Source organism: Phenylobacterium sp. Root700, from assembly GCF_001429025.1.
Classification (GTDB): domain Bacteria; phylum Pseudomonadota; class Alphaproteobacteria; order Caulobacterales; family Caulobacteraceae; genus Phenylobacterium.
The window spans coordinates 1-22,423 of sequence record NZ_LMHT01000006.1 but is presented as its reverse complement, the minus strand read 5'-3'; the positions used below and the strand labels follow the sequence as shown (position 1 = coordinate 22,423).

Here is a 22,423-nt window from a genome sequence, read left to right as displayed (position 1 = left end):
AACCTCTTGAGCCTGACCGCATTACTTGGAGACTCCGAAATGGCCACCAACGCCTCCGAATACAAAGATGAAGCCTTGGCCGCCGCCAGCTCGGTCGCCGACTCCGCCGCCAAGCTGTCCGGCGAGGCTCAACGCAGCTTCAATGACGCCGCCAAGCGCTTCGAAAAGGTCGTCGCCGAGGGCATGGAACAGATCCGCGCCCAATCGCGCACCTATGCCGACAACGCCGGCGAACACCTCGACGAAGCCCAGCGCTATGTCGTCGAGCGCGTGAAGGAACGCCCGCTGGTCGCCGCCGGCGCCGCGCTCGGCGTGGGCCTGCTGGTCGGTATCCTGCTGGCCAGCGGCCGTAACCGTTGATCCTGAGGAAGGCGATCTATTACGCCACCGCCGTCGCCGCGCTCGCCGCGGCGGCGGTGGTTTGCGTGGTCTTCCTGGCGCTGGCCCTGAACGCGGCCCTCGTCCCCGTGGTCGGGCCGGCCTGGGGCGCGGCCGCCGTCGCCGCCGTCGCGCTGGCGGTGATGGGCGTCCTGGCGGCCATGCTGCTGGGCAAGGCCAACCCCTCGCCCCACGCCCTGAAGCAGGAGGAGCAACGCGACCTGACCTCGCGGATGTTCGAACTGGTTCGGGACAAGCCCTGGGTCGCGGTGGGGGCCATCGGCGCCGCCGCGGCGGTCGCCCTGAAGAACCCCAAGATCACCGCCGCGGTGATATCGGCCGTAATGGCCGGACGCGCCTCCAAGAAATAGCGAACCAAACCGGACGCTCGGGGTTTCCATGGGACTGCGGGCTCCGGCCCACCTCCCCTCCCCAGGAATGTCTTATGTTTGCACTGCCCGACCTCGCCTATGACCACGCCGCTTTGGAGCCGGTGATCTCCAAGGCCACGATGCACCTGCACCACGACAAGCATCACAAGCGCTATGTCGACGTCACCAACCAGATTCTCGAGGAAAAGGGCCAAAAGCCCGCCAGCCTCGAAGACCTCGTGCGTGAGACCGCCGGCAAGGCCGAGTCCCGCAAGCTGTTCAACAACGCCGCCCAGTCCTGGAACCACGCCTTCTTCTGGGCGTGCATGTCCCCCACGAAACAGACGCCGGACGGCGACCTGGCCAAGGCCATCGACCGCGACTTCGGCGGCCTCGACAAGCTGAAGGAAGAGTTCGTCAAGGCCGGCGTGGCCCACTTCGGTTCGGGCTGGGTCTGGCTGGCGGCCGAGGGCGACACCCTGAAGATCGTCGACACCCACGACGGCGAAGACCTGCTGCCGAACAAGGGCCAGACGCCGCTGATCGTCTGCGACCTCTGGGAGCACGCCTACTACCTGGATCACAAGAACGACCGCGAGGCCTTCCTTAAGGCCTGGTTCGACGCCCTGGCCCATTGGGGCTTCGCGGCCGACCAGTACGCAGCGGCCCGCGGCGAGGGCGAAGTCTGGGCCTATCCGAAGCCCGCGTAGAATTCTGGAACAACCAAAGCTTAAGGACGTTCCTCTTACCGGACACAGATTGGGAGGAACGACATGCTCGGTTGGGCCTTAACTTTTCTGGTGGTCGCCTTGATCGCCGGTGTATTGGGATTCACCTCTATCGCAGGCGCCGCGATCGGTATCGCCAAGATTCTATTCTTCGTCTTCTTGGTGCTGTTCGTGGTTTCCCTCGTCATGCACATGGTTCGAGGGCGCGGCGCGCTGTAGTGGCCTGAAAACCTTAAGACTGAAGCGCCCGCCCCGTCACCGGGGCGGGCGTTTTAGCGTCTGCGGTCCAGCGACCAGGTCCGGAACGGCGTGTAGTGCGACCGCTCCCACGCCTGGGCGACGACCCGGATTTCCTGGGCGTCGGCCTCGATGATGTTGAAGCTGGCCGGCACGCCGCGCTCGCGCACCGACAGGGTGCCCGCGCCGACCGCATAGGTCTTGCCGTCGCCGAACGGATAGGGCCAGGCGAACGGCGCATGGATATGCCCCGTCAGCACCAGATCGACCCTGCATTCAGCCAAGGCCCGGGCGGCGGCGGTCCCGCCCCACACACGTCCGGTCATCGGGCCGCCGATCATTTCAGTCAGCGGATGATGGCAGACCAGGATCTTCAGCTTCGCGTCAGGGGCTGAGCACAGCCAGTCCCCAGCCTGCCGGGTCTGGCGGCGCGAGACCTGTCCCTTCGACCAGTTGGCCCGCGGCTGGACGCCGCGCGCGGAATTCAGGCCGCGCACCACGAAACCATCGGCCACATGGGTCTGAGTCTGGGCCGGGCCGATCAGGCGCTCGAAGCGGCCGAACGGCGCGAAGAACCGCTCCCACCAGGCCAGATAGGGCGCGTCGTGATTGCCGGGGCAGACCAGCAGCGGCCCCGGCAGGGTCTTCAGCCATGAGGCCGCGGCCTCGAACTCGCCCACCGCACCGAACTGGGTGAGGTCGCCCGACACGATGGTCAGGTCAAAGCCGCCCTGGCTTATGAGCTCAGCGGCGGCGGCGACCGCCGCCACGTTCTCGCCGCCGAAATGGATGTCCGAAAGGTGGGCGATACGGATCACGCCGCGCCCTCGACCGCCGGCGGAGCCAGGATGCGCGCGACCTTCGGACGCCACTCGACCTTGGCCGCCGAGGCCAGGCGCGCCGGCTCGCCGTCCAGCACCGCCGGAATACGGCCCGCCGCCCAGACCCCGGCCGTGCGGCAATGCTGGGTCTGGACCGAGGCGTCGATGCGCCAGTCGGACACCAGGGCGTTCAGGCCGATCCGCGCAGCCTCCATGATGGTCTTGGGATCGATCACCGCGGCCTCCAGCGCCTGCTCGTCGCCGGACATCGCCTTGGAGGCCAGGGGGCAGAGGAAGGCCAGGGCCTCGGCCTTGCCGCGCGGACCACCGTCCAGCGCATAGCGCAGCCGCCCGGAGAAGGCCCGCCGCCAGGCGCGCTGCGCCCGACGCGCCGCCAGGGTCAGCTTACCCTCGCGCACCGCCTCGCGGGCCGGCGCCCAGAGCGCCGGCGATCCCAGGATCGCCGCCACCAGGAAGTCGCGGCCGTCGATCCGCCCGCCGCCGATCGTGCGCTCCCGACCGGTCTCCAGCGTCGCCCGAAGCGCGTCTTGCCAGGGGACCTCCCCATAGACCGCGTGCGGCAGCATGTTCATCGTGCCCCCAGGCAGCGGCGCGATCAGCGGGCCGTCAGGACCGGCCAGTTCGGCCGCCGTGCGCGCCGTCCCGTCACCGGCCAGGATCACCAGCAGGTCAGGCGCGGCGTCCACCGCCTCGCGCAGCGCACGCGTCAGGTCGCCGCCTTCCGGCGCGCGAACATTGGCCGTCAGCCCCAGTTCGGAAAGCAGGGCCCGCATTTCATCCGGCGCCTGCGTCGATACGCTGCCCGAGGCGATGTTCACCACCACCTCGATGCGGGAGACCTTCGGCCTTACATCCATGTTCGCTCGGCCCGCCCGTCCGATGCACAACCGCAGGGCGGTGGAGGGGCCTTGGCCCCGATTGTATCGCGCAGGCTGCGGCCTGCTTGGCGACGCCAGGGCATGTGGGGGCTCCAGTTCATTTGTCCTGCCCTAACGGTAAAGCCTGAAACGGGGTTCCAGCCGGAACTCCACCTTCGGCGGCGCGTTGGGGTCGGCGGGATATGTTCAAGGAGAGCCCCTATGCTCAAGGCCCTTTCTATAAAGCCGCTGATCGCCATCGCCGGCGCTGGCCTGCTGGCCGCGGCCTGCACAACGACCGGCAACGTGGAACGCAACGCCGCTGGCGGGGCCGCGCTCGGCGCGCTGGCCGGCGCGGTGATCGGCAATAACGTAGGCGGCGGCGACGCCGGGACCGGCGCGGCCATCGGGGCGGCGCTCGGCGGCACGGCCGGCGCGGTGCGCGGCTGTCGCCAGGACGGCGGCTGCGGGGCCGAAACCCCGAACCGTCGGCAATATTACGATGAACGGGTGGGACGCTATTACTACTACGACTCCGCGACCGGTCGTTATTATTGGGAAAATGGCAGCCCGCGTTGATACGAACGCCGTTCGCCTAGACTAGCTTAGATAGGGCGGTCAGCTATGCTGATCGCCCTTTCCGTGTGTGCAGGGGTTTAGGACTATGGGGCTGGGAATGAAGGTTTCGACCATCGTTGCGATTACGATCGGGGCCGGCCTGGCCGTGTCCGGCTGCGCCAGCTCGAGTAACCCGCGCGACCGCATCGTCAAGGCCACCGCCGCCTGCGACGACATCACCGTCCAGATCTATTTCGAACCCGACAGCGCCGAGGTCACGAAAGAAGGCCGCGCAGTGCTGTCCCAGGCCGCGACCCAGGCCAAGCCCTGCAAGGTTGATCGCGTTCTGGTGCTGGGGCTGGCCGACGCGGTCGGCGCCCCGGCCGCCAATCTAGAAATCTCCAAGCAAAGAGCGGCGTCGGTGACGCGAACCCTGGAAGCCATTGGTCTGCCGGCGGCGGAGTTCGACCTGGCCGCGGCCGGCCAGAGCGGCGCGGTCACGGCGGGCGGCGACCCGCGGCCGCTGCGCCGCCGGGCCGATGTCACGGTCGAGTTGAGCGCCCGGTAGGGTCGCGATCGGCCCAAAAGAAATGGCGGGCCCAGGGCCCGCCGTTTAAGTCTGCATCATCGAGAAAAGGGGTGCGGAGGCAGCAGGCCGGCATGGTCGCCGGCCTCAAGTCGGGGGGGGCGTCGCCGCCTCCGCAGACCATAAACCCCTGTCCGTGCCGAACGTTCCCCGAGCGTCTGAAATTTTTTCCGCCTATTTCCCGGTCACATCGATCGCCGGCATGGCGTTGAATTCAGCCTGGTTCAGCGGGATGGAAAGGCCATCGCCGTCCACGCGCAGGGAGGAATAGGCCAGGCTGCGGGGCCCGCCGGCGCGCGGCCCCTTCGGGCGGACCAGAACCTGAACCGGGGAGCCGTCGGCCCGCAGAATGACCCGTTCGACGTGGCCCAGGACGACGCCGCCCTGACCGCGCACGGTGCGCCCCTCCAGCGAAGCCGCGGACGATCCGCCCGGGCCGCCGTCCTGCATGCGCGCCGCGGCGTTCACACCCGAGGTGGAAGCTGACGGAATCTGCGCCTGGACCTGGGACGCGACGGCCAGAGCGAAGCCAAGAACGGTGACGAGGGCGATCTTCAACTGAGTCATGTCCCTTAAATAGGAGATCCCGCGCGCCAATCGAAGCCCGTGCAAGCAGATGTGTTCGACGGGCGGCGGCCGGGGAACACCAGACACGCCCCGCACGTTAGCGAGATACGGGTGCATCGCCCGTCTTGTCAGGGGCGAAGACCGTGATTGGCACGCACGAAGACCCGCACACCCATGTCGCCAGCTCGAACGAGGGCGCCAGGCACAGCCGATGGGCGGCGCTGGCGGTCATCCTGTCCGTAGCCTTGGCCGGCGCCGTGCTCGGCCAGATGTCGGTGGTTCGCGACGACGCCGCCCGTCCAGTCCCCCCTGGGCCCTTCAGCCTGCTGGCGCACTAACGGAGACGATCTAGATGGCCATCCTCTCGCGCTCCTCTTCCCGGTTCACGCTCAACGCCACCCGCGCCCGCCAGGGCCGTTTCGGCGTGCACATGTTCTGGGTTCTGGTCGTATCGACCGCGCTGGCCGCGCTCGCCCTGTTCGGCGCCTGGTCGTGGAGGGCCGACGATCTGGCCTCCACCGCCCCGAACTACAACCGTAGGACCGACACCGCGAACGCCTTCAACATGGGCGACCCGGCGGCGCAGCAGACCACGCCGTCGCCAAACACCGCGCCGCGCTAGGCGCCCGCCCGACCCCACACATGAAAACGCCGCGCCTTTCGGGGGCGCGGCGGTTCCAAATTGCAGAAAACCCGTTTGGCCTAGGCCGCCTTGCGGGTGTTACGCGGATGGAAGAACAGCGCCTGACCGATCGCCGCCTTCACCGTTTCCGGCTGGAACGGCTTGGTGATCAGGAAGGTCGGCTCGGGCCGCTCCCCGGTCAGCAGGCGCTCTGGGAAGGCGGTGATGAAGATCACCGGCACATCGTAGCGGGCGAGGATGTCCTTCACCGCGTCGATGCCGGACGATCCGTCCGCCAGCTGGATGTCGGCGAGCACGAGGCCCGGCGTCTTGCGGGCCACGGCGTCGACCGCTTCGGTGCGGGTGGCGGCGATGTCGACCACGGTGTGGCCAAGCTCGGTGACCAGCGCCTCGATATCGGCGGCGATGACAGGCTCGTCCTCGATGATCAGGACGTCGGTGGCCAGTTCGGCGTCGATCTCGGCCTGAGCCTCGGCGATCAGCCGTTCGACCTCGGAGAAGTCCACGGCCAGGATCTGCGCGGCTTCAGAGGGTGTGAACCCCTCAAGCGCGGTGAGCAGGAACGCCTGGCGCGAGCGCGGCGCGATCCGCATCAGCCGGCGGCTGGCGTCGTCGACGCCGCTGTCGTCCTCGTTCGGCGCTTCAAGCTGGGCGCCGGTGGAGAGCCAGATGGCGTGGAACACGTGATAGAGCGCGACGCGTGGGGTGAGGTTGTCCTCCAGAACCCGGTCGCCGGCGGCCACGGCTTCCAGCGCGACCCGCACATAATGGTCGCCGGTGGTCTGATCGCCGGTAAGCGCGCGCGCATAGCGACGCACGTAAGGCAAATGCGGCGCCAGTCGGGCAAGAAGACTCAAGTCAAACCCCTCCCTTGGAGATGAAAGTTAACGCCCACGGGGCAACGTCCCCACATGGGGATGCATCATGTGGTCCAAACGTCGCCTTTGGGAACCGGTTCCCTCAGAACATGGTTTTCCCCATGCTATATAGTGCACCATGGAACCCTGGGTGGGATGAGGCGTTGACCGGCGACGATAACGAACCGAGGGGGCGGGCTCTGCGAAAGCCGGGCGCCGATGACATGATAGAACAGCGAGCCACTGAGGATCGGCGCAGAGCGCCGGCGGCGCTGGACGAAGCCCGCCTGCGCCAGCAGGCGATCGGCGTGCGGCTGCGCCAGATGTTCGACGAAGTCGTCAGCGAACCGGTTCCCGACGAATTCCTGGCCATCCTTCGCCAGGCGGACAAGAAGTCTGCGGAGAATGGCTGATGGCCGGCGACAGCAAGGCCCGGCCGCCGACCGACCCCGCGACTGACGAGGCGTTCAAGCGCGAGCTGGTCAAACTCATTCCGCATCTGCGCGCCTTCGCCCGCACCCTGGCCGGCGAACCGGCCGGCGCCGACGATCTGGCGCAGGACGCCATGATGAAGGCCTGGGACGCCCGCGCGAGTTTCCAGATGGGCACCAACATGAAGGCCTGGACCTTCATGATCCTGCGCAACCAGTTCTATTCCGAGAAGCGCCGCTCCTGGCGCCAGACCCAGCTCGACCAGGAATCGGCCGAACGCACCCTGGTGGCGGTCGATGATCCGGAGGCGCCGGTGGCGCTGGACGAACTGCGGCTCAGCCTGGCTCAACTGCCGCCGGAACAACGCGAAGCCCTGATCCTCGTCGGGGCCGGCGGCTTCGCCTATGAAGAAGCGGCCGACATCTGCGGCTGCGCCGTGGGCACTGTGAAGAGCCGGGTCAGCCGGGCGCGGCGCGCCCTGCATGTCATTCTCGAAGACGGCTCATACGAGCGGGATGGGAGCGCGGCCGGTGACGCCATGAGCTCCATTCTCGCCGACGCGGAGCGGCTGAGTACTGTTCGCTAGGGCAGGAGGATGCACGTCTCGCCTTGGGGTTCCTTATCCACCATCCGGGTCCGGCTGACGGCGGCTCTGGCCGCGGCGCTGTTGCCGGTGCTGGTCCTTGGGGTGCTCCAATCGGCCATCGCCTTCCGGCGCGAAGGCGTTCAACTCCGAGAGGAACTGGCCGCAGCATCTGAGCGCAGCGCCGCGACCGCCCGCGCGCGGATGGAAGCCGCCGACATCCTGCTCGAGACCCTGGCCCCCGGCTCGGTCGGCTTCAACTGCGCCCAACGCCTGGCCGAGGTCACCCACCGCATTCCCGGCTATTCGAACCTGATCCGCTTCGACCGGATCGGCCGGGTGGCCTGCGCCGCCGACAACGTGCCGGCCGACCCGATCCGCGCGACCCGCCCCTGGTTCCAGCGGCTGGCCGCCGGCGACAGCCTGGTGATCACCCGCGATCCCGGCGCGTCCTACGCCAATGTCCCCGCCCTGCTGGCCGCGGTGCCGGCCACCGATCCGCGCGTGGGGTTCGACGGCGGCCTAGTGGCGGTGATCTCGCTGGAGAGCCTGGCCCCGCGCACCGCCGACCGTTCCTTGCCGGAAGGCGCCGAGGTGGCCCTGGTCGACGGCGACGGCGGCTATATCAACGCCACGGACAAGGAAGCCTTCCCCGAATTGCCGACAGACTGGCGCGAGAAGGCCCAAAAGCAGGGCTCTCTGGTCTGGTACGACCGCGACATGCGTCGCGAGCAGCGGGTGTTTTCCGCAGCCCCCCTGGTCGGCGACCAACTCTATGTCGTGCTCTCGGCACGTTCGGGCGGCCTGTTCTCCTGGGCGACGCTCAACCCGCTGACCAGCATCGTCTTCCCGATCCTGACCTTCATCCTGGCCCTGGTGGCCGTGTCGGTGGTCACCGAGCGGGTGGTGATCCGCTGGATCGCCTACCTGCAACGGATCGCGGCCCTCTACGCCCGTGGACGCCTCAGCGTGCGGCCCGTGCACGCCGATCAGGCGCCGCCGGAGATCCGCGACCTCGCCGAAACCCTGGAGGACATGGCCGACGCCATCGTCGGGCGTGACGCCTCGCTGCGCGACTCCCTGGCGCAGAAGGACGACCTGATGCGCGAGATCCACCATCGCGTGAAGAACAACCTGCAGGTCATCTCCTCGCTACTCAGCATGCAGCAGCGGGCGCTGTCGGACCCGGCCGCCAGGGCCGCGATGTCCGACACTCGCCAGCGGATCACCGCACTGGCCCTCATCTACCGCGCCCTCTACCAGGGGCCGGACCTGAAGCGCGTCGACCTGCGCGCCTTCCTCGAGGAGCTGACCGCTCAGCTAATTTCCGCCGAGGCCGTCCAGGGCGCACACGTCCGCACCGAAATCCATGTCGACGACCTGGTGATCGACCCCGACCGGCTGGCGCCGCTGGCCCTGTTCGCGGTCGAGGCGGTCACCAACGCCCAGAAGCACGCCTTCGCCGGGCGCGGCGGAACCCTGAGCGTGAACTTCAAGGTGGATGGCGACGAGGCGACGCTGGAGATCTGCGACGACGGCGATGCGCCGGACGACGCCCTGGTCAGCTCCGGCGTCGGGCGCACCCTGATGACGGCCTTCGGTCGCCAGCTGCGCGGCCGCGCCGAAGTGGTGCGCAACGAGAAGGGCGGCATCACCGCACGGCTGATCTTCCCCACCCCGACGGCCGATCCGGCCGTCAAGCGGACGACCTCGACGGGGAACCAGGCTGCGGCGTGACCGTTACGGTGCAGCAAGTTTCACCATCCCTCCCCTCGTAGAGAGACATGCTCATGCGCAAGTTCGTCATTCTGGCCGTTCTGGCCGCCAGCCTCTCCATCACCGCCTGCAACACCGTGTCCGGCGCCGGCAAGGACGTGAAGGCGGCAGGCACGGCGGTGACCAACACCGCCGAGGACGCCAAGCGGTAGACCTCTACATCTCGACGAAAGGGCCCCGCTTCGGCGGGGCCTTTTTTGTTGAGGTCAGGCCGCGACGCGGAAGGCGGGGTTGCGGGCGTAGAGCCCGGTGCGGCCCTGCACCGGCTGGAAGGCGTCGCCCAGGCCGGTCGCGGTCTCGTCTCGTCCCAGGAACAGGAAGCCTTCCGGGCCGAGCGCCCGCGCCAGGTTTTCCAGCAGCCGGGTCTTCATCGGTTCGACCAGGGACGACAGCACGTAGCGACAGAAGATCACGTCGAACCGACCGGCCGTCGACAGGTCCGCCACCAGGTTGATCCGCCGCCAGCGGACCATCTGACGGATGCGCGGCGAGATCGCCCACATCTCGTCGTCCTGTTCGAAATGGCGCACCAGTTGGCGGATCGGCAGACCTCGCTGCACCTCGAACTGGGTGTAGAGGCCGCTCTGGGCCTTTTCGAGCTGGCGCTCGCTGAGGTCCGACCCGAACAGTTCGACCTTCAAGCCCGGCAGGCGGGCCCGCTCGTCCTCGATGACCATGGCCAGGGAATAGACTTCCTGACCCGATGCGCAGGCCGCCGACCAGATCCGCACCGGCTCACCCCCGCGCAGCTTGGCCAGGGTCGGCAGGACCTCGTCGCGGAACAGGGCGAAGGGCTCGCGGTCGCGGAAGAAGGCGGTTTCGCCGTGCGCCATCGCCTCGACGATCCCCCAGGCCAGCCGATCCTCGCGACGAGCGCGCAGGGTGGTCAGCAAGTCGTTCACCGACCCGAAGCCCTCGCGGCGAGCCACGGGCCCCAGCCGGCTCTCGATCAGGTAGGTTTTTTCGACATCGACCCGGACGCCGGCGCGCGCCGCGCACAGCTGGGCCACCAGTTCGCGATCCTCGACCCTCATGCCAGCCCCACCTCGGCGAACTTGGTGACGATGATGTCGCCGTCGAAGGGCTTCATGATGTACTCGTCGGCGCCGCAGGCCAGGGCCTCGCGGATGCGCTCGATATTGTTCTCTACGGTGCAGAAGACCACCGTGGGGCGGTCGCCGCCCGGTTCCTTGCGAAGCTGCTTCAGGAACTCAAGGCCGTCCATGATCGGCATGTGCCAGTCCAGCAGCACGGCCTCAGGCATGGCCGCGCGGCACCAGGCGAGCGCCTCCACCCCGTCGGAAGCCTCGGCGATCTCGAAGCCGATATCCTCCAGGATGCGGCGCGCGACCTTGCGGATCACACGGCTGTCGTCGACGACGAGGCAGGTCTTCAACAGAATGCGTCTCCCCTCCCTGCGCTTCTCGCGCGCAGTTGGTTAAGGAGCGGTTTGACGCCGGCAAAATTCCTGGCGCCGCGCGGCTTGGCCGCACCCACCCCGCCTCAGGCTGGGCGGCCTTTCAGAATTTGTGGATTGAGGCCCCCCGGCCCGCGCCTAGGGTGAGCGCCACGTTTCCAGAGAGGCTTGCGATGATCGACCTCCACTACTGGCCGACCCCTAACGGAAAGAAGGTCACTATTCTGCTGGAGGAGCTTGGCCTCCCCTACAGGATCGTGCCGGTCCACATCGGCAAGGGCGACCAGTTCACTGACGCGTATCTGAAGATCGGCCCCAACAACCGCATGCCGGCCATGGTCGACAATGAGCCGCTGGGCGGCGGCCCGCCGATCAGCGTCTTTGAGTCCGGCGCCATCATGCTCTACCTCGCCGAAAAGGCCGGGCGCTTCCTGCCCACGGACATCCGCGGCAAGTACGAGGTCACCCAGTGGGTGATCTGGCAGATGGCCAACCAGGGCCCGAAGTTTGGCGAGCGCGGCCACTTCAGCCGGGTTCCCGCCGACCAGGGCGATCAGTCCTACGCCCAACGCCGGTTCGCCGACGAGGTTCACCGCCTGTACGGGGTGCTGAACAACCGGCTCTACGACCGCCGCTACATCGCCGGCGACGACTATTCGATCGCCGACATGATCTCCTATCCCTGGACCGCCAGCTGGGAGCTGCAGGGCATCGACCTGGGCGAGTTCAAATACTTCAAGCGCTGGTGGGACGAGATGTCGGCTCGTCCGGCCGTTCAGCGCGGCATGGCGGTGACGGCCGGAACGCCGGAAGATCCCGCCGCCATCAGCCCCGAGGAACAGGAGCGCCGCCGCAAGCTGCTCTACAACCAGCGCGCCCGCCCGGCTCCGGTCGAATAGGAAAATCCCCCTCAGTCGGCTTGCGCCGCCAGCTCCCCGGCGGGGGAGCATCTGCGCAGAACCAGATCCTCCCCCGCTGGGGGAGGTGGCTCGGGGCGAAGCCCCAAGACGGAGGGGGACGCGCCCTAGATCAATTCCGAGGGCTTGACGCCGAGCTCCTTCAGCAGCGGCTCGGCGTAGTCCACCCGGCCGGTCAGGGTCTTCGGATCGCCGGAGGCCAGCTGATAGACCGCCTCCGAAATGAACTCGATCGGCTGCACGCGGTCCTTGGTGGCCTCGTTGATCAGACCGTGCACCGCAACGCCGGGCGTATCCACCAGCCCGGGCGAGACCACATTGACCGCGATCCCGTCGTCATAGACCTCGGAGGCCAGGCCGGTGCTGAACCGTTCCAGGGCCGCCTTGCACATGCCGTAGACCGTGCCGCCGCGCCCACCGCGATAGGGCTTTTGCGGATGGATGCCGGCCGGCGAGGAGATGTTGACGATCCAGCCCTGCTTGCGCGCCCGCATCCCCGGCAGCACCAGCTGCGACAGGTGGAAGGGCGCATAGACCTGCACCTCCATCATCAGCTTGAAGCGCTTCTCCGGGAACTCCTCAACCGGGATGAAATAGGTGATGGCGGCGTTGTTGATCAGGATGTCGATCGGGCCGAACGTAGCTTCGGCTTCCTCCACCAGGCGCTCGCGTTCGCTGGCTTGGGCCAGGTCAGCCTTAATGAAGGCCGCATGGCCGCCGGCCCTCTTGATGCGCTCGACGGTGTCATGAAGCGTGCCGGGCAGCCGGCTCTCGCCGCTCTCGGCGGTGCGGGCCGACACCACCACCTTGGCGCCCTCCATGGCCAGGCGCGCGGCGATGGATTCGCCGATGCCGCGGCTGGCGCCGGTGACCAGGGCGACGCGGCCCTTCAATGGGCCCTCAGGATTGATACGGGCTTCGCTCATTTGAAATCTCCCTAATGAAAGTCTTTGTTTTTAAATTGAAAAGGGCCGCTTCCAGCCCCTACTCCGCCGGCTCCCTCAGTTTGGAAGCCGAGCCTGCGCCAGCCCCTGCGGGCCAGGCGTCGACGGTCACGCGCCGCATATGGCGACGCTGGCCGGGATAGTCGTTGAGCGCGAAGTGCCAGACCGAGCGGTTGTCCCAGAAGGCCACCGAACCGGCCGCCCAGGCGAACCGGCAGGTGAAGGCCTCGTAGCGGGAATGCTCGAACAGGAAGTCGAGCAGCGCCTTGCTTTCGCGCTTGCTCCAGCCCTCGATCCGCATCGTGAAGGCCGGGTTCACATAGAGCGCCTTGCGGCCGGTCTCGGGGTGGACCTTGACGATGGGGTGGATGAATTCCCCCACCGCGCCCTCGGCCTCGACCACCTTCATGGTCTTACGCTCCTGGGCCGAGTGGCCCTGGGACGAGTATTCGCGGCCCGCCGAATGGACGCCGTTCAGCGTCTCCAGCGTCGCCTTCAGCCCGGGCGACAGCGCATCATAGGCCGCCGCCTGGCTGGCGAACAAGGTGTCGCCGCCCCACTCCGGGATCTCGACCGCGTAGAGGATCGAGCCGATCGACGGGTTTTCCAGAAAGCTCATGTCGGAGTGCCAGCCGCCGCCGAAGTTCACCCGGTCCTCCGGCTCCTTGACGATCTCCATCACCTCGGGACGCCCCTCCATCCCGGCGACATAGGGATGGATGTTCAGCGGCCCGAACCGCCGCCCGAAAGCCAGCTGCTGGTCCGGCGACAGATGCTGATCGCGGAAGAAGATCACCTGATGCTGGACGAAGGCCTGGCGGATCTCCGCGATCACCTCGTCCGAAAGCTCAGCCCCCAGGTCGACCCCGGAAATCTCGGCGCCCAGGGCGCCGGCCACCTTGCGGATCGTTAGAGCAGACATCGTCTCATCTCCCTTGGCAGGCGGCGATGAAACATCGCATCGGCGCAAAGGGCGAGTCAGAAGCTCTCATTTCGGCTGCAGCAAATCCCAGCGGTTTCCGTAGAGGTCCTCGAACACCGCCACCGTGGCGTAGGCTTCGCGGCGAGGTTCCTCGAGGAACTTCACCCCCGCCGCGCTCATCGCCGCATGATCGCGCTCGAAGTCGTCGGTGTGCAGGAAGAAGCCGACCCGCCCGCCGGTCTGATCGCCGATCCGCGCGATCTGCGCCTCGCCCGAGGCCTTGGCCAGCAGCAGCCCGCCCTGCGATCCGGGCGGCGTGACCACCACCCAGCGTTTACCACCGCCCATGTCGTCGTCGCGGGTCAGGGTGAAGCCCAGCTTGCCGACATAGAAGCCGATCGCCGCGTCATAGTCGGCGACGACAAGGGCTGTGAGCGCGAGACTCTGGTTCATTCGATCACCGTTGTGGTCTGGACGGGGCGGCTCCCCACGGTAGAGTGCGCGCCATATTAGGGGGAGTTCTCAATGCGTATTGTTCCGGCTTCAATCGCCGCCGTCGTCCTCACCATGGCCGCGGCCAGCCCGGTGCTGGCCCAGACCGCCGCGCCAGCCAAGATTTCAGTCATCCATGCCGGCGCTTTGCTGGACAAGCCGGGCCAGGCGGCGCGCGGCGCCTCGACCATCGTGGTCCGCAACGGCAAGATCGAGTCAGTCCGCGACGGCTTCGTGACCCCGGAAGCCGCCGGCGCGGCCGGCGCGACGGTGGTCGATCTGCGCGACCAGTTCGTGCTGCCGGGCCTGATCGACATGCACGTCCACATCTTCAGCGACGACGACAAGGTTCGCTCGCGCATGGAGTTCCCGACCCGCGACCTCGAAGACAACATGGTCGTCGGGATCGACAACGCCCGCCGCACGCTGGAAGCCGGCTTCACCACCATCCGGGACCTGGGCAGCGACATCCACGCCGTCACCGCCCTGCGCGACGGCATCAATTCGGGCCTGCTGACCGGCCCGACCATCGTCCCGGCCGGCCGGATGATCTCGATCACCGGCGGCCACGGCGACGGCTCCAACAGCCTGAACCGTGACCTGGTCGACATCGCCCACGCCCATTCGGAAAACCTCTGCAACGGCGCCGACGATTGCCGTCGCGCGGTGCGCTCGCAGATCTCGCAAGGCGCTGAGGTGATCAAGTTCGGCGCGACCGGCGGCGTGCTGTCCAATGTCGCCGGCGGCCTTGGCCAACAGCTCTTCGACGACGAGATGAAGGCCATCGTCGACACCGCCCACATGTTCGGCCGCAAGGTCGCCGCCCACGCCCACGGCAAGGAAGGCATCGACGCGGCCCTGCGCGCCGGCGTCGATTCCATCGAGCACGCCACCTATACCGACGACGCCAGCCTGGCGCTGTTCAAGAAGACCGGCGCCTATCTGGTGCCGACCATGCTGGCCCCGCAGGCCGCGGTGAACCAGGGCCGCGCCGGCTCGCGCTCGGCCGCCTCGCTCGCCAAGGCCGAGGAAGCCAACAAGGTCGCCTTCGCCAACCACATCATCCAGTACAAGTCCGGCGTGAAGATCGCCTTCGGCACCGACACCGGGGTCTCGGCCCACGGCGACAACGCCCAGGAGTTCAAGCTGATGGTCGACGCCGGCATGAGCCCGGCCGACGCTATCAAGACCGCCACGGTCAACGCCGCCGACCTGCTGGGCCGGTCCTCGACCCTGGGCACCCTGGAGCCCGGCAAGGACGCTGACATGATCGCGGTCGCCAAGAGCCCGATCAGCGACGTGACCGAACTGGAACGCCCGACCTTCGTCATGCATCGCGGCGTGGTCGCCAAGCTCGCCGGCCAGCGTCAGGCGTTCCCGCCCAACGCCCAGCCGTAACTTGCTGGCCTAGTGCATGGTCCCGGCGACAATTTCCAACTTGTTGCCGTCGGGATCGAGCAGCACCGCGCCGTAATAGTCCGGCGCGATGTCGGGGTGGGCTCCGGCGGCGCGCACGCTGGTCGCGCCGTTCGCCAGAGCCGCGGCGTAGGCGGCGTCGACCGCCGCCCGCGACCCGGCGGTGAAGGCGATGTGGGTTCCTTGGCCCGCCACCTGGCTCCCGCTCACCGGATAGAGCCAGAACACCCGGCTCTCGCCGGCCGGCCCATAGGCGAGCTCGGCCTCGGCGGCCCAGGCGTTGGCGCAGCCCAGCGGCGCGAAGAAGGCGTCATAGAAGGTTCGCGCGGCGGAAAGATCGCGCACGCCGACGGACAGATGATCGAACATGGGAAGGCCTCGCTCTACAGCTAGGCCGTCAGGTGATGATCCGGCGAAGCCCCCGCAAGGGGTGTCAGGCCGGAACCGTCGCCACGAAGGTGACCTTCTCCTCGCCGACGTCGGCGAACAGCCGCCCGCCGGCGTCGGCGGTGAACAGGTGCACGTAATAGGCCTGGACCCAGTGGCCATGCAGGCCCTCGCCCAGGGCCTCGCCGGCTAGGCCACGCAGCACTTCGGGCCGCAGCCGCGCCCGTGGGCCGACCGCCTCCACCGCGATGGCGATGGAGCCGCCCTCGGCCACCGCGCGGATCGTCGCCGTTCCGCCGGTCGGCAGGGCCTGGCCCGCCATCTGCGCCAGGTTCATCAACAGCCGCGCCGCCGGCTTGTTCAGCGACGGGGCGTCCACCTGCCACTCCAGCTGGGCGCGCATATGGTTGAAGACGCCGCCGGCCAGCTTGGCCAGCTCACGGGGATCGAAGGTTTCGGCCGAGGCCGAGGCGCCGAACGCCACGCGGGTGAAGGCCAGCAGGTCGGTCAGCTTGCGCGCCGAACCTGCGATCAGGTTCATGGCGTCTTCCTTCATGTCCTGGGCGTTGGGGTCGTCCAGCAGATCAAGGCCGGAGACGATCGCGCTCGCCGGACTGATGAAGTCGTGACACATCCGCGCCGCCAGAAAAGCCGCCACCTCCGCTGTGCGGGGCGGGCTCTTGGGCTCCGGGATCGTCTGCGGTGTGTCGTCGCCGTCCATCATCGTGCGGAACTTGGCCTGATTTGGCGCTTTGGCAAACGCACCCCGGCGCTCTAAGGAACCCAGAATGAGCGGTCCCGATCCCTTCCTCGAGCCCGGCGTGCTGGTGCGGCACCCGACCGAGGAAGATTGGGGCCTGGGTCAGGTGCAGTCGGTGGCGGGACACAAGGTGACGGTGAATTTCGAGAACGCGGGCAAGCAGGTGATCGACGCGAGCGTCGTGCGCCTGACCTTCATCGGCGACGACCCGCGAGGCGCCCGATGAGCCGCGATATCGGCGCGGCCCTGGCCGACATCTGCGAAGAGGCCAGCGCCCTCATCCTGCCGCTGTGGCGCACCGGCCTGACGGTGTTTTCCAAGGCCGACGAGAGCCCGGTCACCGAGGCAGACCGTCGGGGCGAAACCCTGATCCTCGAACGCCTGAGCGCGCAGTTCCCCGACATCCCGGTGATCTCCGAAGAGGACGCCAGCGAGTTCGGCACGCCGGACGCCATCGGACCGCGCTTCTTCCTGGTCGATCCGGTCGACGGCACCAAGGCCTTCGTGCGCGGCGATCCGAACTTCACCGTCAATATCGGCCTAATCGAAAACGGCCGTCCGGTCGCCGGCGCCGTCACCGCGCCGGCCTCCGACGAGACCTGGTTCACGCAAGGCGGTCAGGCGATGAAACGCCGCGTCGGGCAAGCCGCTCAGCCGATCAGCGTCCGCCCCTGGCCCCAGGGCGCGGCGGTGGCGCTGATCAGCCACACCATGAGCGAAGAGACCGCCCAGCGGCTGGCCGACCAATACGGGTTCGACCTGCGCGAGCCGATGGACTCCTCGATCAAGTTCTGCCGGATCGCCGAGGGCGCCGCCGACATCTATCCGCGACACGGTCCGACCATGGAGTGGGATGTCGCCGCCGGCCACGCCGTGTTGCTGGCCGCCGGCGGTCAGGTCGCCACGCCCGAGGGCGAGGCCTTCGCCTATGGCAAGGCCGACGCCGGCTTCCGGAACGGCTGGTTCGTGGCGCGCGGCGGCTAGATCGCCGTCAGGGTGGCCGTGGTGAGCGGCGTCGACGCCTGCTCCATCCTCGCCACCTGGCCCGGACCGTCCATCCGCGCATAGGTCTGATCCATGCCGCCGACCACCAGGACATAGCCGGCGAAGCCCACCACGAACCCGAAGGCCGCCGCCCACAGGAACGGGCGGAGAATGTCGACGATGCTGACCTCGGTCATGGGGACGTCCCAGGAATGCTGCGGTGACGACTGCGCAGGAAGGGAACAGCGCAAACCGGCGGCGGGTTGCGAGCCCATCGCGACAAAAGCGGCTGGTTGGGCGACGAAGCCCGCAGAAGAGGTCCGCGGCGGTCGAAGTGCTGCAATTCCGCCACACCGCATTTGTTGCGAATAATTCGCATTGCACATTCGGGCGCAGTAAATAATAACGCCTCGCAGTTTCATTCTCACTGAGGCGGGGTACTTTCGTGGACATTCGACGGACAAGCGGCGTGCGCGCCTATGCTCGCAAGGCGCTCACCCCGTTCGCGGTGGCCGGCGTCGCAGGTCTGGCCTTCGCCCCGCAACTGGCCCTGGCCGACGACGTGGCCGCCGACGCGGCCAGCGAAGTCTCCGGCGTCCAGGTCGAGGGTCACGCCGCGCTGAAGCCGACCTCGCCCAAATACACCTCGCAACTGCTCGACACGCCGCGCAATGTCACCGTCGTCCCGCGCGTGATCATCGAGCAGACCGCGGCGACCTCGCTCGCGGACATCCTGCAGACCTCGCCGGGCATTACGTTCGGCGCCGGTGAAGGCGGCCAGCCGCTAGCCGACCGTCCGTTCATCCGCGGCCAAGCCTCGGCCAACAACATCTTCGTCGACGGCGTCCGCGACTCCGGCGGCCAGGTCCGCGAGGTCTTCAACCTCGAGCAGGTCGAAGTCATCAAGGGGCCGGACTCGGCCTATAATGGCCGCGGCTCCGGCGGCGGCAGCATCAACCTGACCACCAAGCGTCCCAGGCTGGACGAGGCGGTCAGCATCTCGGCTGCGGCCGGTACCGACGGCTATATGCGCGGCACGATCGACGCCAACTATCCGATCGGCGACACCAGCGCGATCCGCGTGAACCTGATGGGCTCGCAGGGCGATGCGCCCGGCCGCGACGCCGTCGACTTCGACCGCTGGGGCGCGGCCATCGCGGCCGGCGTCGGCATCGGCACCGACACCCGGATCACCGCCAGCTACTATCACCTGACCGCCAACAACCTGCCCGACTACGGCGTGCCGTTGTTCACCAAGCTGCCGGGCGTGCCGCGCACGAAGAGCGGCGTGCTGAACGTGTCGAGCAATGCGTTCTACGGCCTGAAGGCGCGTGACTACCAAAAGAGCGAAGCCGACATCGCCACCCTGATCGCCGAGCACGACATCAATGACGCGATCACCTTCCGCAACGTCTTCCGCTATTCGAAGACCCTGAACGACTATCTGGTCACCAACCCCGGCGACGGCGGCGCGGCTCAGTTCGTGGCCGGCGAATGGTGGATGAAGCGCGGAACCAAGTCGCGCTGGAACCCGACCACGACGGTCGCCAACGTCACCGACTTCTACGGCAAGTTCACCACCGGCGGCGTCGAGCACAGCTACGACGTCGGGCTGGAGCTGTCGCGCGAGACCAACCGCAACGCCTCCTACGTGATCTACACGACGGCTGGCGCCGCCTGCCCGGCCGGCTTCACCAACAACTCCACCGCCGCTGGCGTCGGCGACTGCACCCGCGTCTTCGCCCCGACCCCCAGCGATCCGTGGCAAGGCGTCATCAACCGCCCGGACGCCTCGGTGAACTACACCAAGACCGTCGGGATCTACGCCTTCGACACCATCTCGTTCGGCGACAAGTGGCTGCTGAACCTCGGCATCCGCCACGACGAATATTCGATGCATGGCATCGACGTCAGCAGCGTCACCAGCGCGCTCGGCGTGATCACCGGCGCCACCCTCACCCCGCGCGAGGGCGACTGGCAGTTCACCAACTACCAGGTCGGTCTGGTCTATAAGCCGACCCCGAACGGCAGCATCTACGCCTCGTACGGCACGTCCTCGACCCCGCCGACCATCTCGGGCGGCGACCAGAACACCACCGGCGCCGGCTCGGGTAACCTGGCCAACGTGCTGCTCGATCCGGAAGAAGTCACCTCGGCCGAAGTCGGCGTGAAATGGGCCTTCTTCCGCGAACGTCTGTCGACCTCGGCGGCCTTGTTCCACATGAAGCGTGAGAACGCCCAGATCCTAGTCGACACCGGCATCTACGCCCAGGTCGGCGAGGCCATGGTCCAGGGTCTGGAAATCGGCGTCACCGGCCGGGTCACCCCCGCCTGGATGGTGTTCGGCGGCTACACCTACATGGACAGCGAACTGGTTCGCGGCGCCTTCAACGGCGTCAACCAGGGCCAAGCCCTGGCCAATACGCCCGAGCACACCTTCAGCCTGTTCTCGACCTACAACCTGACCGACGCCCTCAGCCTCGGCGGCGGCGCCTACTACGTCTCCGACAGCTTCGGCGGCAACCAGGGCGGCGCGGGCGGCGGCGCCAACCGGGTCGTCGCTCCGGCCTACTGGCGCTTCGACGCCTATGTCGCCTACCGCATCGCCGAGAACCTCGACCTGCAGCTCAACGTGAAGAACGTGGGCGACAAGGAATACATCGCCCGCACCAACGGCCAGCACCATGCCGACTACGGCCCCGGCCGCCAGGCGATCCTCACCCTCAACGTCCGCTTCTAGCCTCCCCCCAGACAGAACGGACGTAAGGCCCCGCCTCTCCAGGCGGGGCCTTTTCCTTTGAGGGCGGCCGCGCCTAAGGTTCTTCCCATGATGCTGCATATTCCCGAGGTGCTGACCAAGGCCGCCGTCGCCGAGCTGCGCGCCCAGATCGACGCCGCCGAATGGATCGACGGCAACGCCACCTCCGGCTCGCAATCGGCGCTGGCCAAGCGCAACGCCCAGCTGCCCGAAGGCTCAGAGGCCGCCAGGATCGCCGGCGACAAGGTGCTGGACGCCCTGGCCAAGAGCCCGCTGTTCGTCACCGCGGCCCTGCCGCAGACCGTGTTCCCGCCGCTGTTCAATCGCTATGGCGGCGGCCAGGCCTTCGGCACCCATGTGGACAACGCCGTGCGCCAGACCCGCGCCGGGAACCTGCGCATCCGCAGCGATCTTTCCGCCACCCTCTTCCTCACCGAGCCGGAGGACTATGACGGCGGCGAACTGCTGGTCGAGGACACCTACGGCGTCCACGAGGTGAAGCTGGCCGCCGGCGACCTGATCCTCTACCCGGCCTCCAGCCTGCATCAGGTGACGCCGGTCACCCGCGGCGTGCGCACCGCCAGCTTCTTCTGGATCCAGAGCATGGTGCGCGAGGACGCCCGCCGGGCCCTGCTGTTCCAGATGGACATCGCCATCCAGCAACTGGCCGGCAAGGTCGGGGCCGGCGCGCCCGAACTGGTCTCGCTGACCGGCGCCTATCACAACCTGCTGCGGATGTGGGCCGAGGTTTAGGCCCCTCGCCCCTTGCCTTCCGTTAGGCGCGCGCGGGATGTTGCGCGCTGCTGGAGGGAACGATCATGGCCTACGAGACCATCACCTACGAGACGCGCGGCCAGGTCGCGATCCTCACCCTCAACCGCCCCGACAAGCTGAACGCCATCTCCGCCGAACTGCGGCGCGATCTGGAGGCGGGGCTGATCGCCGCGCGGCAGGACGACGGCGTCCGCGCCCTGGTGCTGACCGGGGCTGGGCGCGGCTTCTGTTCCGGCGCCGACCTGACCGGCCCGGTCCCGGAGCGTGACGGCCCGCCGCCCCAGAACCAGCATCTGGACGAGGAAGCCTGGATGGGCCGCTGGGCGCGGCTGCTGCACGATTTCGACAAGCCGCTGATCGGCGCGATCAACGGGGTCTGCGCCGGGGCGGGCATGAGCTGGGCCCTGGCCTGCGACGTCCGCATCGGCTCCGAGCACGCCCGTTTCAAGACCACCTTCGCCGAGCGGGCGATCTCGCCGGACTCCGGCCTCTCGTTCCTGCTGCCTCGGATCGTCGGCTACGCCAGCGCCGCCGACCTGGTCTTCACCAGCCGCATGGTCCTGGCCGACGAAGCGCTGAAGCTCGGCCTGCTCAACCGACTGACCGCCCATGACGCGCTGCTAGGCGACGCGCTCGCCTATGCCGAGCAGATGGCCCAGTGGCCGCCGCTGGCCATCCGCATGGCCAAGAAGGTGCTGCAGGCCGGCATGGAGAGCGATCTGCAGACCGCTGTGAAATACGAATCCGTCGGCCTGGCCCACGCCCGCCGGGCCGTGAACGACGTCCAGGAATCGGCCGCCTCGTTCCGCGAGAAGCGCAAAGGCGTCTACACGGGCACGTAAAATGGCGTCATAAGGCCCGCGACATCTTCANGACCGAGGAGGAGCGGATGGTCTGGGAGAGCGCCCGGTCCTACGCCCGCGAGAAGCTGCTGCCGCGGGTGGTCTCGGCCTATGCCGACGAGCGCTTCGACCGCGAGATCATGAGCGAGATGGGGGCGCTGGGCTTCCTCGGCGCCACCCTGCCCGAGCAGTATGGCGGGGCCGGGGTCAGCCACGTGGCCTACGGCCTGATCGCCCGCGAGATCGAAGCGGTCGACTCTGGCTACCGCTCGGCGATGAGCGTGCAGTCCTCGCTGGTGATGTACCCGATCTACGCCTTCGGCTCCGAAGCCCAGAAGATGAAGTACCTGCCGGGCATGGCGCGCGGCGAGATCGTCGGCTGTTTCGGCCTGACC

Annotated in this window: 32 protein-coding genes; 20 read left to right on the top strand and 12 right to left on the bottom strand. The window is 67.8% G+C overall.

All coding sequences use genetic code 11. The annotated features are described in order from the left end of the window. The first annotated feature begins 39 nt into the window (after nt 1-39). The 4 genes from ASE02_RS02150 to ASE02_RS21915 all read left to right on the top strand — a co-directional run bounded on the left by ASE02_RS02150 (nt 40) and on the right by ASE02_RS21915 (nt 1,696). Nucleotides 40-360 (top strand): DUF883 C-terminal domain-containing protein, encoded by a 321-nt coding sequence (locus ASE02_RS02150; RefSeq protein ID WP_056730704.1) that lies wholly within the window; start codon nt 40-42, stop codon nt 358-360. After that, complete coding sequence (locus tag ASE02_RS22200) at nt 357-749, top strand: hypothetical protein (RefSeq protein ID WP_056730702.1); 393 nt, start codon at nt 357-359, stop codon at nt 747-749. Before ASE02_RS02150 ends, ASE02_RS22200 begins: the two co-directional genes overlap by 4 nt. Before the next feature lie 74 nt (nt 750-823). Then, nucleotides 824-1,459, top strand: coding sequence for a superoxide dismutase (locus tag ASE02_RS02140; RefSeq protein ID WP_056730701.1), 636 nt, complete (start codon nt 824-826; stop codon nt 1,457-1,459). A gap of 63 nt (nt 1,460-1,522) precedes the next feature. Next, nucleotides 1,523-1,696 (top strand): DUF1328 domain-containing protein, encoded by a 174-nt coding sequence (locus ASE02_RS21915; RefSeq protein WP_082601832.1) that lies wholly within the window; start codon nt 1,523-1,525, stop codon nt 1,694-1,696. A 53-nt stretch (nt 1,697-1,749) separates the two neighbouring features. Here ASE02_RS21915 and ASE02_RS02135 read toward each other — a convergent pair whose 3' ends face one another. Both ASE02_RS02135 and ASE02_RS02130 read right to left on the bottom strand, forming a co-directional pair. Further along, nucleotides 1,750-2,532 (bottom strand): metallophosphoesterase, encoded by a 783-nt coding sequence (locus tag ASE02_RS02135; protein WP_235536576.1) that lies wholly within the window; start codon nt 2,530-2,532, stop codon nt 1,750-1,752. Then, nucleotides 2,529-3,413, bottom strand: a complete 885-nt coding sequence (locus tag ASE02_RS02130) for a diacylglycerol kinase family protein (protein WP_056730699.1) — start codon at nt 3,411-3,413, stop codon at nt 2,529-2,531. Before ASE02_RS02130 ends, ASE02_RS02135 begins: the two co-directional genes overlap by 4 nt. Before the next feature lie 222 nt (nt 3,414-3,635). Here ASE02_RS02130 and ASE02_RS02125 point away from each other — a divergent pair, with 222 nt between their 5' ends. After that, the gene (locus ASE02_RS02125) at nt 3,636-3,992 is read left to right on the top strand and encodes a YMGG-like glycine zipper-containing protein (protein WP_056730697.1); all 357 of its coding nucleotides are present in this window, start codon (nt 3,636-3,638) and stop codon (nt 3,990-3,992) included. Nucleotides 3,993-4,089: 97 nt separating this feature from the next. Next, on the top strand, nt 4,090-4,539 hold the full coding sequence (locus ASE02_RS02120) for an OmpA family protein (RefSeq protein WP_056730695.1): 450 nt from the start codon (nt 4,090-4,092) through the stop codon (nt 4,537-4,539). Nucleotides 4,540-4,731: 192 nt separating this feature from the next. On the opposite strand, the gene ASE02_RS02115 is transcribed toward ASE02_RS02120, so the two are convergent. Next, entirely contained in the window at nt 4,732-5,115 is a 384-nt protein-coding gene (locus ASE02_RS02115; protein WP_162257129.1) for a PRC-barrel domain-containing protein, read from the bottom strand. A 152-nt stretch (nt 5,116-5,267) separates the two neighbouring features. Here ASE02_RS02115 and ASE02_RS02110 point away from each other — a divergent pair, with 152 nt between their 5' ends. After that, a complete protein-coding gene (locus tag ASE02_RS02110) occupies nt 5,268-5,462 on the top strand; it encodes a hypothetical protein (protein WP_056730691.1) in 195 nt (64 codons plus the stop codon). A 14-nt stretch (nt 5,463-5,476) separates the two neighbouring features. Next, on the top strand, nt 5,477-5,746 hold the full coding sequence (locus ASE02_RS02105) for a hypothetical protein (RefSeq protein WP_056730689.1): 270 nt from the start codon (nt 5,477-5,479) through the stop codon (nt 5,744-5,746). A gap of 80 nt (nt 5,747-5,826) precedes the next feature. Here the strand turns inward: ASE02_RS02105 and ASE02_RS02100 are convergent, their stop codons facing one another. Continuing rightward, nucleotides 5,827-6,624, bottom strand: a complete 798-nt coding sequence (locus tag ASE02_RS02100; RefSeq protein WP_056730688.1) for a response regulator — start codon at nt 6,622-6,624, stop codon at nt 5,827-5,829. Nucleotides 6,625-6,848: 224 nt separating this feature from the next. Here ASE02_RS02100 and ASE02_RS02095 point away from each other — a divergent pair, with 224 nt between their 5' ends. The 4 genes from ASE02_RS02095 to ASE02_RS02080 are packed head-to-tail and all read left to right on the top strand — an operon-like array spanning nt 6,849 to nt 9,567. Beyond that, the gene (locus tag ASE02_RS02095; protein ID WP_056018017.1) at nt 6,849-7,037 is read left to right on the top strand and encodes a NepR family anti-sigma factor; all 189 of its coding nucleotides are present in this window, start codon (nt 6,849-6,851) and stop codon (nt 7,035-7,037) included. Further along, nucleotides 7,037-7,642, top strand: a complete 606-nt coding sequence (locus ASE02_RS02090; protein WP_056730686.1) for a sigma-70 family RNA polymerase sigma factor — start codon at nt 7,037-7,039, stop codon at nt 7,640-7,642. Before ASE02_RS02095 ends, ASE02_RS02090 begins: the two co-directional genes overlap by 1 nt. A gap of 9 nt (nt 7,643-7,651) precedes the next feature. Further along, nucleotides 7,652-9,376, top strand: coding sequence for a sensor histidine kinase (locus ASE02_RS02085; protein WP_056730685.1), 1,725 nt, complete (start codon nt 7,652-7,654; stop codon nt 9,374-9,376). Nucleotides 9,377-9,429: 53 nt separating this feature from the next. Then, entirely contained in the window at nt 9,430-9,567 is a 138-nt protein-coding gene (locus tag ASE02_RS02080; RefSeq protein WP_056730733.1) for an entericidin A/B family lipoprotein, read from the top strand. Between the two features lie 54 nt (nt 9,568-9,621). Here the strand turns inward: ASE02_RS02080 and ASE02_RS02075 are convergent, their stop codons facing one another. Both ASE02_RS02075 and ASE02_RS02070 read right to left on the bottom strand, forming a co-directional pair. Then, the gene (locus ASE02_RS02075) at nt 9,622-10,449 is read right to left on the bottom strand and encodes a protein-glutamate O-methyltransferase CheR (protein ID WP_056730683.1); all 828 of its coding nucleotides are present in this window, start codon (nt 10,447-10,449) and stop codon (nt 9,622-9,624) included. Continuing rightward, nucleotides 10,446-10,811, bottom strand: coding sequence for a PleD family two-component system response regulator (locus ASE02_RS02070; protein WP_056730681.1), 366 nt, complete (start codon nt 10,809-10,811; stop codon nt 10,446-10,448). The genes ASE02_RS02075 and ASE02_RS02070 overlap by 4 nt, the downstream gene beginning before the upstream one ends. A gap of 194 nt (nt 10,812-11,005) precedes the next feature. On the opposite strand from ASE02_RS02070, the gene ASE02_RS02065 reads away from it, so the two are divergent. Then, the gene (locus ASE02_RS02065; protein ID WP_056730680.1) at nt 11,006-11,731 is read left to right on the top strand and encodes a glutathione S-transferase N-terminal domain-containing protein; all 726 of its coding nucleotides are present in this window, start codon (nt 11,006-11,008) and stop codon (nt 11,729-11,731) included. 125 nt (nt 11,732-11,856) lie between these two features. Here ASE02_RS02065 and ASE02_RS02060 read toward each other — a convergent pair whose 3' ends face one another. The 3 genes from ASE02_RS02060 to ASE02_RS02050 form a co-directional block, all read right to left on the bottom strand. Then, the gene (locus tag ASE02_RS02060) at nt 11,857-12,675 is read right to left on the bottom strand and encodes an SDR family NAD(P)-dependent oxidoreductase (RefSeq protein WP_056730678.1); all 819 of its coding nucleotides are present in this window, start codon (nt 12,673-12,675) and stop codon (nt 11,857-11,859) included. Nucleotides 12,676-12,733: 58 nt separating this feature from the next. Beyond that, nucleotides 12,734-13,615 carry a TauD/TfdA family dioxygenase gene (locus ASE02_RS02055; protein WP_056730676.1) on the bottom strand — a complete coding sequence of 294 codons (882 nt, stop codon included), beginning with the start codon at nt 13,613-13,615 and terminating at the stop codon, nt 12,734-12,736. Nucleotides 13,616-13,681: 66 nt separating this feature from the next. Continuing rightward, nucleotides 13,682-14,068 carry a VOC family protein gene (locus ASE02_RS02050; RefSeq protein WP_056730674.1) on the bottom strand — a complete coding sequence of 129 codons (387 nt, stop codon included), beginning with the start codon at nt 14,066-14,068 and terminating at the stop codon, nt 13,682-13,684. A gap of 72 nt (nt 14,069-14,140) precedes the next feature. Between ASE02_RS02050 and ASE02_RS02045 the strand changes: the two genes are divergently transcribed. Further along, a complete protein-coding gene (locus ASE02_RS02045; protein WP_056730672.1) occupies nt 14,141-15,505 on the top strand; it encodes an amidohydrolase family protein in 1,365 nt (454 codons plus the stop codon). 9 nt (nt 15,506-15,514) lie between these two features. Here the strand turns inward: ASE02_RS02045 and ASE02_RS02040 are convergent, their stop codons facing one another. Together ASE02_RS02040 and chpT are read right to left on the bottom strand one after the other, a co-directional pair. Further along, a complete protein-coding gene (locus ASE02_RS02040; RefSeq protein WP_056730670.1) occupies nt 15,515-15,892 on the bottom strand; it encodes a VOC family protein in 378 nt (125 codons plus the stop codon). A 64-nt stretch (nt 15,893-15,956) separates the two neighbouring features. After that, nucleotides 15,957-16,631, bottom strand: coding sequence for a histidine phosphotransferase ChpT (gene chpT, locus ASE02_RS02035; protein ID WP_056730668.1), 675 nt, complete (start codon nt 16,629-16,631; stop codon nt 15,957-15,959). A 67-nt stretch (nt 16,632-16,698) separates the two neighbouring features. On the opposite strand from chpT, the gene ASE02_RS02030 reads away from it, so the two are divergent. Together ASE02_RS02030 and cysQ are read left to right on the top strand one after the other, a co-directional pair. Further along, a complete protein-coding gene (locus ASE02_RS02030; protein ID WP_056730666.1) occupies nt 16,699-16,896 on the top strand; it encodes a DUF3553 domain-containing protein in 198 nt (65 codons plus the stop codon). Beyond that, on the top strand, nt 16,893-17,654 hold the full coding sequence (gene cysQ, locus ASE02_RS02025) for a 3'(2'),5'-bisphosphate nucleotidase CysQ (protein ID WP_056730664.1): 762 nt from the start codon (nt 16,893-16,895) through the stop codon (nt 17,652-17,654). The genes ASE02_RS02030 and cysQ overlap by 4 nt, the downstream gene beginning before the upstream one ends. Here the strand turns inward: cysQ and ASE02_RS02020 are convergent. Beyond that, nucleotides 17,651-17,851, bottom strand: coding sequence for a hypothetical protein (locus ASE02_RS02020; RefSeq protein WP_056730661.1), 201 nt, complete (start codon nt 17,849-17,851; stop codon nt 17,651-17,653). The two genes, cysQ and ASE02_RS02020, sit on opposite strands and share 4 nt — an antisense overlap. 272 nt (nt 17,852-18,123) lie before the next feature. On the opposite strand from ASE02_RS02020, the gene ASE02_RS02015 reads away from it, so the two are divergent. The 4 genes from ASE02_RS02015 to ASE02_RS02000 form a co-directional block, all read left to right on the top strand. Further along, a complete protein-coding gene (locus tag ASE02_RS02015; protein ID WP_235536574.1) occupies nt 18,124-20,394 on the top strand; it encodes a TonB-dependent siderophore receptor in 2,271 nt (756 codons plus the stop codon). Nucleotides 20,395-20,481: 87 nt separating this feature from the next. Further along, complete coding sequence (locus ASE02_RS02010) at nt 20,482-21,165, top strand: Fe2+-dependent dioxygenase (RefSeq protein WP_056730659.1); 684 nt, start codon at nt 20,482-20,484, stop codon at nt 21,163-21,165. A gap of 65 nt (nt 21,166-21,230) precedes the next feature. Continuing rightward, nucleotides 21,231-22,028: an enoyl-CoA hydratase/isomerase family protein gene (locus ASE02_RS02005; protein WP_056730657.1), complete on the top strand. Its 798-nt coding sequence runs from the start codon at nt 21,231-21,233 to the stop codon at nt 22,026-22,028. Between the two features lie 31 nt (nt 22,029-22,059). Next, the coding region (locus tag ASE02_RS02000) for an acyl-CoA dehydrogenase family protein (protein WP_235536573.1) at nt 22,060-22,423 on the top strand (364 nt) is incomplete at both ends.

What these genes read in the sequence shown, in the direction of transcription:
- ASE02_RS02005 (WP_056730657.1), top strand. Translation starts at nt 21,231, where the DNA reads ATGGCCTACGAGACCATCACCTACGAGACGCGCGGCCAGGTCGCGATC.
- ASE02_RS02010 (WP_056730659.1), top strand. Translation starts at nt 20,482, where the DNA reads ATGATGCTGCATATTCCCGAGGTGCTGACCAAGGCCGCCGTCGCCGAG.
- ASE02_RS02045 (WP_056730672.1), top strand. Translation starts at nt 14,141, where the DNA reads ATGCGTATTGTTCCGGCTTCAATCGCCGCCGTCGTCCTCACCATGGCC.
- ASE02_RS02030 (WP_056730666.1), top strand. Translation starts at nt 16,699, where the DNA reads ATGAGCGGTCCCGATCCCTTCCTCGAGCCCGGCGTGCTGGTGCGGCAC.
- ASE02_RS02060 (WP_056730678.1), bottom strand. Translation starts at nt 12,675, where the DNA reads ATGAGCGAAGCCCGTATCAATCCTGAGGGCCCATTGAAGGGCCGCGTC.
- ASE02_RS02040 (WP_056730670.1), bottom strand. Translation starts at nt 15,892, where the DNA reads ATGTTCGATCATCTGTCCGTCGGCGTGCGCGATCTTTCCGCCGCGCGA.
- ASE02_RS21915 (WP_082601832.1), top strand. Translation starts at nt 1,523, where the DNA reads ATGCTCGGTTGGGCCTTAACTTTTCTGGTGGTCGCCTTGATCGCCGGT.
- ASE02_RS02125 (WP_056730697.1), top strand. Translation starts at nt 3,636, where the DNA reads ATGCTCAAGGCCCTTTCTATAAAGCCGCTGATCGCCATCGCCGGCGCT.
- ASE02_RS02140 (WP_056730701.1), top strand. Translation starts at nt 824, where the DNA reads ATGTTTGCACTGCCCGACCTCGCCTATGACCACGCCGCTTTGGAGCCG.
- ASE02_RS02085 (WP_056730685.1), top strand. Translation starts at nt 7,652, where the DNA reads ATGCACGTCTCGCCTTGGGGTTCCTTATCCACCATCCGGGTCCGGCTG.
- ASE02_RS02130 (WP_056730699.1), bottom strand. Translation starts at nt 3,413, where the DNA reads ATGGATGTAAGGCCGAAGGTCTCCCGCATCGAGGTGGTGGTGAACATC.
- ASE02_RS02065 (WP_056730680.1), top strand. Translation starts at nt 11,006, where the DNA reads ATGATCGACCTCCACTACTGGCCGACCCCTAACGGAAAGAAGGTCACT.
- ASE02_RS02050 (WP_056730674.1), bottom strand. Translation starts at nt 14,068, where the DNA reads ATGAACCAGAGTCTCGCGCTCACAGCCCTTGTCGTCGCCGACTATGAC.
- ASE02_RS02090 (WP_056730686.1), top strand. Translation starts at nt 7,037, where the DNA reads ATGGCCGGCGACAGCAAGGCCCGGCCGCCGACCGACCCCGCGACTGAC.
- ASE02_RS02095 (WP_056018017.1), top strand. Translation starts at nt 6,849, where the DNA reads ATGATAGAACAGCGAGCCACTGAGGATCGGCGCAGAGCGCCGGCGGCG.
- ASE02_RS02080 (WP_056730733.1), top strand. Translation starts at nt 9,430, where the DNA reads ATGCGCAAGTTCGTCATTCTGGCCGTTCTGGCCGCCAGCCTCTCCATC.
- chpT (WP_056730668.1), bottom strand. Translation starts at nt 16,631, where the DNA reads ATGGACGGCGACGACACACCGCAGACGATCCCGGAGCCCAAGAGCCCG.
- ASE02_RS02075 (WP_056730683.1), bottom strand. Translation starts at nt 10,449, where the DNA reads ATGAGGGTCGAGGATCGCGAACTGGTGGCCCAGCTGTGCGCGGCGCGC.
- ASE02_RS02150 (WP_056730704.1), top strand. Translation starts at nt 40, where the DNA reads ATGGCCACCAACGCCTCCGAATACAAAGATGAAGCCTTGGCCGCCGCC.
- cysQ (WP_056730664.1), top strand. Translation starts at nt 16,893, where the DNA reads ATGAGCCGCGATATCGGCGCGGCCCTGGCCGACATCTGCGAAGAGGCC.
- ASE02_RS02055 (WP_056730676.1), bottom strand. Translation starts at nt 13,615, where the DNA reads ATGTCTGCTCTAACGATCCGCAAGGTGGCCGGCGCCCTGGGCGCCGAG.
- ASE02_RS02105 (WP_056730689.1), top strand. Translation starts at nt 5,477, where the DNA reads ATGGCCATCCTCTCGCGCTCCTCTTCCCGGTTCACGCTCAACGCCACC.
- ASE02_RS02020 (WP_056730661.1), bottom strand. Translation starts at nt 17,851, where the DNA reads ATGACCGAGGTCAGCATCGTCGACATTCTCCGCCCGTTCCTGTGGGCG.
- ASE02_RS02120 (WP_056730695.1), top strand. Translation starts at nt 4,090, where the DNA reads ATGAAGGTTTCGACCATCGTTGCGATTACGATCGGGGCCGGCCTGGCC.